Consider the following 10735-nt stretch of genomic DNA (forward strand, 5'->3'; position numbering starts at 1 on the left):
ATTATACAATTGTTAGAAAACAAATGAGTCCATACAGGGGGAAGCCAGATTATGGAGAAAATACAGATTTACGATCTTGGAAATTATACAGAGGATATGAAAGAATACGAAAAGTATTCCGTAAGGGGAGTCATTGTGCGGAATGGAAAGATTGCCATGCAAAAAAGTAAGGAGGGTGATTATAAGATCCTTGGGGGAGGTATGGACCCGGGCGAAGACTATAAGGATGCGCTTCTTCGGGAAGTGCAGGAGGAAGCAGGGCTGATCGTGATTCCGGAGAGCATCCGTCCGATCGGAGAAATCGAAGAGAAGCGCAGAGATCGTTTTGATGAGCATATGATCTTTCACTGTCATTCGATGTTCTTTTTCTGTGATGTAAAAGAGGAGATGACAAAGACCAGTATGACGGCCAGTGAGATCGAGAAGGGATATCATCTGGAGTGGGCAACACCGGAGGAGATTCTGTCCGGAAACAGGCCATTTATGAATCAGCCATGGATCTACCGCGATACGGAATTTATCCGTATGTATGCAGAAGGGAAGTTTGATGAATGTCAGAAAAAGAACCAATGAGAGCAGAGCAGAAATCAAATGTAAAGAATAGTATCGGAAGACTTGGTGTTACCGGAATCAGCATCATTATCCAGGTGCTGTGGATTATTTTCCTTTTTATAAGACTGAATCGCTATTCTACTGCAATTTCGCTGTTTAGCAGTATTCTGGCATTGATTGTGGTGTTACATATTTATGGCAGACGTTCCAACGCAGCATTCAAAATGCCGTGGATCATTCTGATCCTGGCGTTCCCAGTTGCGGGATTGTGTATCTACGGCATTTTTGGAAATGCCAATTCTACAAGGAAAATGCGGGATAAATTTGCAGAGCTGGACCGGGAACTGGAGCCTTTGAATCCGCAGAACCCCGAAGTGATGACGTCACTTGAGCAGGAGGATTATGCGATTGCCAATGAATTCCGTTATGTGCGGGATTATGGAAAATATCCTGTGTATCGGAACACAGATATCCAGTTTTATGATGATGCTGCAAAAGGTCTGGAGGCACAGCTTGCAGAGCTGCAAAAGGCAGAAAAATTCATTTTTATGGAATATCATGCCATTGAGGAAGCAGAGGCATTTGAACGGATCAAAACAGTGCTGGCGGAACGTGCAGCAGCGGGCGTGGATGTCCGCTTATTCTATGACGATGTCGGAAGTATTGGATTTATCAATACGGACTTTATACGGAGAATGGAAGCAGTCGGTGTAAAGTGCCGCGTATTTAATCCGGTAATTCCGATTCTCAACGTGTTTATGAATAACCGGGATCATAGAAAGATAACGGTCATTGATGGAAAGGTGGGATTTACCGGAGGATATAATCTTGCCAACGAGTATTTTAATCTGACACATCCGTATGGGCACTGGAAAGACACTGGAATCCGGCTGGAAGGTGACGCAGTAAGAAGTCTTACCATCATGTTTCTTGAAATGTGGAAGGCAATGGAACGTCGTGGCAAACAGGTACAGCTGATTCCGGATGATTACAGAAAGTTTCTTGAAATTCCGGAATATCATTCCAGAGAAAACGGATATGTACAGCCATATGCGGACAGTCCACTGGATGATGAGTATCTTGGGGAGAGTGTTTACCTGAATCTGATCAAGGGTGCAGCGCACAGCTTTTATGCAGCAACGCCATACCTGATCATCAGCGATGAGATGACAAGAGAGCTGGGGCTTGCGGCGAAAAGAGGTGTGGATGTCAGAATCATTACACCGGGAATTCCGGATAAGAAGATTATTTATAAAGTGACAAGATCCTATTATGCGGGACTCGTAAGACAGGGTGTACGCATTTATGAATATACGCCGGGCTTTATTCATGCAAAACAGACCGTGGCAGATGACCGTATCGCAACGATCGGTACGATTAATTTTGATTACCGGAGTCTGTACCATCATTTTGAAAATGGCGTTTTGATGTATGATATGCAGGCTGTCCACGGAATACACAAGGATTTTGAGGCTCTGTTTGATGTATGTGAAGAAGTGACAGAAAAATACCGCACAGGCCGTTCGGTTGCGCTTCGGATCGGACAGTGTATTTTACGTTTGTTCGCGCCGTTGCTGTAGCATTTTTACCTTGATTTTACAATTTTTTACATAAACCAGACAGATACGGGGTCTTCTCAGGAATACAATATTCTCTATTCTTTTCGGCCGGTTTATGCTAAAATATAAGACAAAGCATGCCAGAGGCAATTTGCCAAATGGCAGGGAGAAAGGACAATGTAGAAATGGACGAGAAGAATACAAACAACGCTCAGGGTGGCATACAGCAGGTTGAGGACAAGAACAAAGCCCTGGATGTGCATAACGAAGAACTGGAAAAGGTTCTGAACGAATATATGGAAGACCGCACGAATGAGAAACTCGGAAAGCTGATCAACGTAATCGTAGGCTGCAGACTGTTAGTTCCGGCAATCGTAAACGAGGAGAACAAACCATACCCGCTTACGATCACTTCGAATAAACAGGAGAAATTCATCCCGGTGTATACATCGGTTGCACAGATTCCGAAAGAGCCAAAGAGCCCGGGCATTCTCAATATGCCATATATTCTGGTAAACCACATGGCTGCCAATGAGAAATCCGAGTTGGCAGGTGTGGTCATCAATCCGTTTTCCCAGAACCTGGTATTCAAGAAGCAGCTCACCGAAAAGATCAAAAATGAGTTTGATGCCAGAAGAAAAAGAGCCAAAGAACAGGGCGAAGGCGGAACAAAGACGATGCAGGTTACACAGGAACAGTACAATGTACTTACCCGCAAGCAGTATGAATTCAATTTCCTGCCAAAGAAATTCTTCGAGGGTGGACAGGAATTCATCGATACATTGTGTGACAAAAAAGAGGAATTCATCGATCAGTTATATGAAGAAGCTTATCAGGAAAAACGCCTGTATCCATATCTTCCGGAGGATTTCTCAGTAATGATCATGGACATCAGCGAGGAGCTTTTAGTGATCAGGGTTGATTTCCCGGAACAGAATATGACAGTTCCATCCTGCTATCGTATTTATTTTACATGGAATGCGAAGACAAAAGAGGGAAGATATTTCACGATTGAGAAGACGAAGGATCGTGAAGCGAAGCTTCTCGGTGAGATGAATGATAAGATCCAGCATGTAAGCTACGGAGAGGCACCGGTAGAAGGTGCAGAACTCCAGGAGATCATCGATCTGCATCAGGGAACAGCAAAACATACCAGCTAATACGTCAATCCTTCTGGATTCTTGTCAGAACAGACAGGAATCCGGAAGGATATTTTTATGCAGAAATGGGCCATAATGCAAAGCTTTTGGTTAATGTTTTGCGATAATATCAGCAAATTCGGCCCGGACAACGCGCGCAAGATCTTTTGGATTCAAACGAACGGTAGTACCGATACGGCCTCCGCTTACATACATCTGATCAAAAGCTTCAGCGGTGGAGTCGATGACGGTCGGAAACTGTTTCTTCATACCAAGTGGACTGCAGCCACCACGGACATAACCGGTAATTGCAGTAATATCTTTTACATGGATCATTTCAACGGATTTTTCTCCGACAGATCTGGCTGCAGCTTTTAAGTCGACTTCTTCCGCGATCGGAATGACAAAAACATAATATTTCTTGCTTTTTCCCTGCATGACAAGTGTTTTATAGGTCTGTTCGACCGGAGCGCCTGTCTTTTCTGCGGTGTGGAGTCCGTCGATGAACTCATCACATTCATAGGTCAGCAGCTCATAATTGATTTTGTTGCGGTCGAGAATGCGGACTGCATTGGTTTTTACTTCTTTTCCCATTGGAATGCCTCCTTGTGTTATCATTACGGTAACCGGGGCAATTATGTAACTTTTTCAAAATCACTCAAGTATATACTGTGGATACAAATAATCGCAGGCACGTTCTCACTGCCCATCGCTGTCAGCGGTACATAAGCGACCAGAATACGGTCGCTAAGTACCGGACGCTCTGAAGCACCTGCGAGTTATTTGTATGCGCAGTATATGTCTGTTCATATTTGTATAAGTTGCGTAATTGTCCAAGTTACTGTAACTATAGCACAATTTCGGGAGAGCGCAACCGAAAATGAAATGACGATTGAAGTAGTTCTTAAGGAGTGTTATAATCCAAGAAACAGAATGTGCGCGGAAATGCACTCTGCGCTGGAACGTGAGGTAGGGTATATGAAAGAATTTATGAAACAGATTCGGATGGATCTCATTACGTCATCCATTATCTGCATTATTTTTGGTATCGTTCTGATCGCTCGTCCAATTGAGACGGTAAGCCTGTTCTGCAGAGTACTTGCCATTATTATGATCGTTGTTGGTGGAATGTTTATGTTCAGTTATTTCTTAAACTGGATGTCAAGTGGTCTGTCTGCGGCGATGGGGCTGATCGTTCTTTTGATCGGGGTATGGATTTTTATCAATCCGGGCATTATTGAGACATTGATTCCCGTTGTGATCGGTGTGATTCTTTTGTGTCATGGAATCCAGGATGTGCGGATGTCCTGGCAGATGAAAGAATATGGACAGGATTCCTGGAAATTCAGTATGGTGCTTGCTGTGATCAGTGTGATCTTTGGTGTGCTGTGCATTATTGATGCGTTTATGGTTGTAAAAGCAGCAATGATCCTTCTTGGGATTGCACTGATCTACAATGGAGTATCCAATCTTCTGATCACAACCAGGACGACAAAAGCGGAGAAAGAATACAGAAATAAAATGGATCCGGTTGACGTAGAATTTAAGGATGAGGATTAGAAAAAGGAAGTGAGATCATGCGTCAAATGGAGTTTAAGATGGAGAGACCGGGACTTACCAAAGTCGGAGACCGGCTGAAGATTACGGAGAGTAAGCTTCCGACCTCCTATTATTACACGATTGAGCATGCGATTGCGATGTCAGGCAATTATGCGGTAAGCGAGCGCCTGAAGTCCAGAGAAGGTGTTGTTGTTGATGTGGAAGAGACCGAGAAAGGGTACTTTGTCACGATGGAATTTGATGAGTAAGAAACATTGCAATTCCGGGTGCTTTGGTATAAAATGGGCATTATAGTGAGCTTTCATGGGTGAGTATATAACTGGAGTTTGAAATAGCTGCGATTAGGTGATTAGATTTATATGACAGGACAAGGGAAGAATGCAATTGATATATTGCTAGCGGAATCACTCAAGGAGATTGCAACAAAGCATCCGATTGAGAAGATAACAATAAAAGAGATTACAGATAAAGCCGGAGTCATACGTCCAACATTTTATAATCATTTTCAGGATAAATTTGAACTTCTGGAATGGATTCTGAAAAAGGATCTTCTGGAGCCGGTGCATCCTCTGATTCAGAACGGAATGATATCAGAGGCCATGGTACTTCTGTTTTCAAATATTGAGAAAGAACGGGCATTTTACACAAGGGCGATCAAGCTGGAAGGACCAGTGTCTTTTCGGAGTATTGCGCAGAAATGCGTGCAGGAGGAACTCGCGGATGTATTCCGTGATCTGTCCACCGGTAAGAAATACATACACAGCTGGCTGACACCGGATCTGCTGGCATCTTATTATGCCCAGTCCATGTGTTTTGCGGTAATAGAGTGGATCAAAATGGGAATGAACATTCCACCGAAGGAGATGGCAGATGTATATGACTATATGCTCTCCCATTCGATGGATGACATAATGCGTGAACTGTAGAAATGCAGTAGACAAAATGAGCAAATTGTATAGAGTCGCTGACAGACAAAAAGGATTGAATATTTTGTTATTCAATCTTTTTTTTTATACTTAAAAACATAGTAAGACAAATTAGGAAAAGAGAAGGTGTGAAAAATGATTAAGTTTGGAAAAGGAGTTGTAAAGTTTCGAATCCCGATTCTGATTCTTTCGTTTCTTCTGCTCATTCCGGCGGCGATTGGCTATTTCAATACCAGAGTCAACTACGATATTCTTTCGTATCTGCCATCTGACATTGAAACGATGAAAGGTCAGGATATTCTGCTGAATGAGTTTGGAACGGGTGCATTTTCCTTTGTCGTCATAGAGGGCATGGATGACAAGGATATTGATACCCTTGCAGATGAGATCGAAGATGTGGATCATGTCAAGGATGTAATCTGGTATGGTTCGGTAGCTGATTTCAGCATTCCAAAAGAAGTTCTTCCGGATGATATAAATGAGTTTTTCCATAATGCGGATCAGGACAGTCAGCTGATGGCAATCCTGTATGACGATTCTATGGCATCGGACGGAACAATGGCAGCAATTGATGAGATTCAGACAAAAGTAACAGACCAGTGCTATATCAGTGGTATGGCATCGGTAATCAATGATATCCGTAAGCTGTCCATGAAAGAAGTACCAATTTATGTTGTCCTTGCGGTTGTTCTTTCACTTGTTGTGTTATCGCTGACAATGGATTCCGGTTTTGTCCCATTCCTGTTTCTGCTCAGTATCGGAATGGCGATCATTTATAACATGGGAACCAACGTATTCAAAGGGGAGATTTCTTATATTACACAGGCACTGGCAGCAGTCCTTCAGCTTGGTGTAACAATGGACTATTCCATTTTCCTGTGGCACAGTTACGAAGAACAGCAGGAGCGTTTTAACGGAGATAAAAATCGTGCGATGGCACATGCAATATCCGCTACATTGACATCCGTAATCGGAAGCTCGATCACAACCGTTGCCGGATTCGTAGCGCTCTGCTTCATGAGCTTTACTCTTGGACTTGACCTCGGTGTTGTCATGGCAAAAGGTGTTATATTTGGTGTAATCGGATGTGTAACGATCCTGCCGTCTATGATCCTTGTATTTGACAAACTGATCGAGAAGACAAAACACAGAGCAATCATTCCGGATCTTGGAAAAATTGCAAACTGGATCACAAAACACTATGTTGTTTTTGCAATTCTTTTTGTAATTATCCTGTTCCCGGCAATCTTTGGATATCGTAACACCAGTGTGTATTATGATCTTGCAGGAACACTTCCAAAGACACTGCAGAGTATCCAGGGTAATGACAAACTGACATCCGACTATAACATGGGTGCGACGGATATCATTATCGCAGACAGTTCCTTATCTGCAAAAGACAGCCAGAACATGATCGCGGAAATTGAAAAGGTTGACGGTGTCAAGATGGCAGCATCCTTAGATTCCATCGCCGGACCATCAATCCCTGAGGAAGCAATTCCGGATAATGTCAAAGACATTATGAAAAACGGAGATTATCAGATGATGCTTGTAACCTCCGAATATGCGACAGCTTCCGATGAAGTCAACAACCAGTGTAATGAGATCAACAAGATCATTAAGAAATACGATAACAGCGCAATGCTGATCGGTGAAGCTCCTTGTACAAAGGATCTGATCGAGATCACCAATACGGACTTCGCGCGAGTAAGTGCAGTATCCATCGGTGCAATTTTTGTCATTATCTTATTTGTATTTAAGTCGATCTCACTTCCGGTTATTCTGGTAGCAGTAATCGAGTTGGCCATCTTTATTAATATGGGTATTCCGTATTATACGGGAACGGTTCTTCCGTTTATTGCATCGATCGTTATCGGAACCATTCAGTTAGGAGCGACTGTCGATTATGCAATTCTTATGACAAACAAATATAAGAGAAACCGTAATCACGGCATGGAAAAAAGAGAAGCCATCAGTAGTGCACTGCAGAGTTCCATTCAGTCCATTATGGTCAGCGCATTCAGTTTCTTTGCTGCAACCTTTGGCGTAGGTCTTTATTCCAATATTGATATGATCAGTTCGCTGTGTAACCTGATGGCACGTGGCGCAATTATCAGTATGTTCGTTGTAATCTTTATCCTGCCATCGATGTTTATGATCTTTGACCGTATCATCTGTGCGACAAGTGCAGGATTTAAACCGAAAAAATAATAGGAGGATAGGAAAATGAAATTACCTGAATTAAAGAAAAGATTTCAAAATAAATATGTAGTTCGTATTATTGCCGGCGTTCTTACAATCGCCATGGTCGGAACCGGATTCTCCGTATACACCGTTCATGCAGAGAAAGCAGGAACAGAAGCAGCACAGACAACAGACAGTACATCTGATTCTGAGGATGAGTTATCTTTAAGCAGTATGTTAAAAGATAATGTGTCTGTATCCGAAAAGGAGATTGATAAGGACGAGACGGTATATCTGATCTCAGATGCCAGTGGTAATGTCAACCAGACAATTGTATCCGATCATCTGATCAACCGTGACAAATCCGACACTTTAAAAGATAAATCTTCTTTAAAAGATATTGAAAATGTAAAAGGGGATGAGACATTTTCACAGAGTGGAGATGATCTGACGTGGCAGGCAGATGGCAATGACATTTACTATCAGGGAACATCGACTGCACAGGCACCTGTTTCACAGAAAGTTACCTACTATCTGGATGGAAAAGAGATCTCACCGGAAGACCTCGCAGGAAAATCCGGAAAGGTAACGATCCACTTTGATTATACCAATCATTCTACCTACACTGAGACTGTAAACGGTGAAGAAGTGACTGTATGTGTTCCGTTTGCAGCAATTACCGGCATGGTGCTCGATGACAGCTTCAGCAATGTAGAAGTTACAAACGGTAAGGTTCAGAATACCGGAAAAGGAAATATCGTAATCGGATATGCACTTCCGGGTTTAAAAGACAGTCTGGATCTGAATGACGATGATCTGGATGAGGATGTGGATATTCCAGAGTCCTTTGAAGTAACCGCAGATGTTGAGAATTTCTCACTGGAAACAGCTATGACGGTTGTCGCAAATGCAGGAAGCTTCTTATCAACCGATGGTTCTTCTGATTTATCTTCAGTTGATGATATGATCGATACATTAACCGATGCAAGTGAGCAGCTGCAGGATGGCTCCAAACAGCTTTCCGACGGCCTGGATACTTTACAGAGCAGCCTAAAAGAATTCTCAAGCGGAATGAATACATTATCCGGCGGAATCAAGAGCTACACCGATGGCGCAAAAACACTTGGCAATGGAATTAATACTTTAAACGAGAAACTTTCTGCTCTGACTGAGGGACGTTTAACCCTGACACAGGGAGTAAATACTTTGAATTCCAGTGCAGCTACAATCCGGGATGGAATTGGCACGCTGGATTCGGCATTAAATACACAGCTTACGGATGCTGAAAAGGCTTCTTATGCAGCACAGGCTGCATCGCAGGCAGCAGCATCTGTGGAAGGACAGAAGGATTCAATTGGGGCACAGGCAGCCGCACTTGCACAGCAGTCAATTAAGGCTCAGAGCAATGCGATATCAAAACAGGCGGCTGATACTGCAACAAAAGAAATTGAAAGTCAGCTGGATGCAATTGGAACACAGGCATCTGATGCAGTTGATGCACAAGAAATTTCTTCTAAGGTGGCTGAAGAATATAAAAAACAGTTGACTGGTGATCAAACGACGAAGGAGGTAACAGAAGGGCTTAGTGCTAACTCTGATGCTCAAAAAATGATAGGCTATCTTGCCAAGGGTATGCAGTCTGATTGTGAGGATGGTATTAAATTAAAGGTAAAAGAAGCATTGATAGGGGCAGGATATTCCGAAGATGCAATTACGCCAGAATTAATTGAAAACACATATCAGGCACAAAATAGAAAGACAATTGCACAGGCAGCATCTGAGATGGCACAAGAAATGGCTCAGCAGTCAGTAGTAACCGTCGCGTCGAAGGCAGCTGTAACCGCCGCGTCGAAGGCAGCATCTGAGGCAGCAAAGGCAACAGCATTGCAGGTAGCCGGTCAGGTCGCATCTCAGACCGCAGAGGCAACAGCATCGCAGGTAGCTGGTCAGGTTGCATCTGAGACTGCAAAAAGCACAGCATCGCAGAGCGCACAGAGTGCAGCATCGCAGGCACTTATAACTGGAATTGAACAGACAAAACAGAATATTGCCGCTCAGATTGAAGAAAAACAGGCAGGAGGATATAGTCTTGTGACTGGTGCACAGGCGCTTGCGGCAGGAACAAATGAGCTTGCGTCATCTGTTAATGGTTCTTTAAGTTCTGGAATTGATCAGTTAGCTGATGGTGTTGGACAGCTGGCAGCCGGAGCAAACACTCTGGTATCCAACAATGATACATTGAATTCAGGAGCTGCCCAGTTAGTAAACGGAACCGGTCAGATCGTTGACGGTGTCAATAAACTGGATACAGGTTCCCACACACTTGCAGATGGAATGGTTGAGTTCAACGAGCAGGGAATCAACAAGATTGTGAATGCATACAAAGGTGACTTAAAACCACTTGCAAACAGACTGCAGGCCATGATCGATGCCGGTGAGGATTATCAGAGCTACAGCGACATTGCAGATGGAGCAAACGGAAGCGTGAAGTTCATCTATAAACTGGATTCCATCAAGGAAGATCAATAAGGGAAAGACATACGATCATATTGAAATGCATTGATACGGGCAGCGCGGGTTGAAAACAGCTGCCTGTATCTTTGCATTTTTTGAAAACAAAAGACTGGATACACATATTTCACAGATTTACTGTGGAAAAATAAGAGGGAATGAGTATAATTAAATTAACTAAGACTTCCCATACCTAAAATAGGCTTCGCACCTTGAAAATTCAATACTTCAGCTAACAAAATAGCAATTTATGCCACCACAGCCTCTGGATGGAGTGCATTACGCAGATATTTCGGTAGTCTTG

Annotated in this window: 9 protein-coding genes; 8 read left to right on the top strand and 1 reads right to left on the bottom strand. The window is 43.1% G+C overall.

The window, feature by feature from the left end:
* The first annotated feature begins 51 nt into the window (after nucleotides 1-51).
* The 3 genes from FYJ75_RS12065 to FYJ75_RS12075 all read left to right on the top strand — a co-directional run bounded on the left by FYJ75_RS12065 (nucleotide 52) and on the right by FYJ75_RS12075 (nucleotide 3271).
* Nucleotides 52-573, top strand: coding sequence for an NUDIX hydrolase (locus FYJ75_RS12065; protein ID WP_154430690.1), 522 nt, complete (start codon nucleotides 52-54; stop codon nucleotides 571-573).
* A complete protein-coding gene (cls, locus tag FYJ75_RS12070) occupies nucleotides 552-2132 on the top strand; it encodes a cardiolipin synthase (RefSeq protein WP_235907099.1) in 1581 nt (526 codons plus the stop codon). The genes FYJ75_RS12065 and cls overlap by 22 nt, the downstream gene beginning before the upstream one ends.
* Before the next feature lie 137 nt (nucleotides 2133-2269).
* A complete protein-coding gene (locus FYJ75_RS12075; protein ID WP_195839012.1) occupies nucleotides 2270-3271 on the top strand; it encodes an SseB family protein in 1002 nt (333 codons plus the stop codon).
* 90 nt (nucleotides 3272-3361) lie between these two features.
* Here the strand turns inward: FYJ75_RS12075 and ybaK are convergent, their stop codons facing one another.
* Nucleotides 3362-3844 carry a Cys-tRNA(Pro) deacylase gene (ybaK, locus tag FYJ75_RS12080; protein WP_154430692.1) on the bottom strand — a complete coding sequence of 161 codons (483 nt, stop codon included), beginning with the start codon at nucleotides 3842-3844 and terminating at the stop codon, nucleotides 3362-3364.
* A 384-nt stretch (nucleotides 3845-4228) separates the two neighbouring features.
* Here ybaK and FYJ75_RS12085 point away from each other — a divergent pair, with 384 nt between their 5' ends.
* The 5 genes from FYJ75_RS12085 to FYJ75_RS12105 all read left to right on the top strand — a co-directional run bounded on the left by FYJ75_RS12085 (nucleotide 4229) and on the right by FYJ75_RS12105 (nucleotide 10449).
* Entirely contained in the window at nucleotides 4229-4810 is a 582-nt protein-coding gene (locus FYJ75_RS12085) for an HdeD family acid-resistance protein (RefSeq protein ID WP_195839013.1), read from the top strand.
* A gap of 17 nt (nucleotides 4811-4827) precedes the next feature.
* Complete coding sequence (locus FYJ75_RS12090) at nucleotides 4828-5058, top strand: hypothetical protein (protein ID WP_195839014.1); 231 nt, start codon at nucleotides 4828-4830, stop codon at nucleotides 5056-5058.
* Nucleotides 5059-5169: 111 nt separating this feature from the next.
* Nucleotides 5170-5736, top strand: coding sequence for a TetR/AcrR family transcriptional regulator C-terminal domain-containing protein (locus tag FYJ75_RS12095; RefSeq protein WP_154430694.1), 567 nt, complete (start codon nucleotides 5170-5172; stop codon nucleotides 5734-5736).
* 135 nt (nucleotides 5737-5871) lie between these two features.
* Nucleotides 5872-7947, top strand: coding sequence for an efflux RND transporter permease subunit (locus tag FYJ75_RS12100; RefSeq protein ID WP_154430695.1), 2076 nt, complete (start codon nucleotides 5872-5874; stop codon nucleotides 7945-7947).
* 15 nt (nucleotides 7948-7962) lie between these two features.
* The gene (locus FYJ75_RS12105) at nucleotides 7963-10449 is read left to right on the top strand and encodes a hypothetical protein (protein WP_154430696.1); all 2487 of its coding nucleotides are present in this window, start codon (nucleotides 7963-7965) and stop codon (nucleotides 10447-10449) included.
* Nucleotides 10450-10735 lie beyond the last annotated feature (286 nt).

The organism is Roseburia porci (assembly GCF_009695765.1).
Classification (GTDB): Bacteria; Bacillota; Clostridia; order Lachnospirales; family Lachnospiraceae; genus Roseburia; species Roseburia porci.

Excerpts from the sequence above, each read along its gene's own strand:
- FYJ75_RS12065 (WP_154430690.1), top strand. The coding sequence starts at position 52 with ATGGAGAAAATACAGATTTACGATCTTGGAAATTATACAGAGGATATG.
- cls (WP_235907099.1), top strand. The coding sequence starts at position 552 with ATGTCAGAAAAAGAACCAATGAGAGCAGAGCAGAAATCAAATGTAAAG.
- FYJ75_RS12075 (WP_195839012.1), top strand. The coding sequence starts at position 2,270 with ATGGCAGGGAGAAAGGACAATGTAGAAATGGACGAGAAGAATACAAAC.
- ybaK (WP_154430692.1), bottom strand. The coding sequence starts at position 3,844 with ATGGGAAAAGAAGTAAAAACCAATGCAGTCCGCATTCTCGACCGCAAC.
- FYJ75_RS12085 (WP_195839013.1), top strand. The coding sequence starts at position 4,229 with ATGAAAGAATTTATGAAACAGATTCGGATGGATCTCATTACGTCATCC.
- FYJ75_RS12090 (WP_195839014.1), top strand. The coding sequence starts at position 4,828 with ATGCGTCAAATGGAGTTTAAGATGGAGAGACCGGGACTTACCAAAGTC.
- FYJ75_RS12095 (WP_154430694.1), top strand. The coding sequence starts at position 5,170 with ATGACAGGACAAGGGAAGAATGCAATTGATATATTGCTAGCGGAATCA.
- FYJ75_RS12100 (WP_154430695.1), top strand. The coding sequence starts at position 5,872 with ATGATTAAGTTTGGAAAAGGAGTTGTAAAGTTTCGAATCCCGATTCTG.
- FYJ75_RS12105 (WP_154430696.1), top strand. The coding sequence starts at position 7,963 with ATGAAATTACCTGAATTAAAGAAAAGATTTCAAAATAAATATGTAGTT.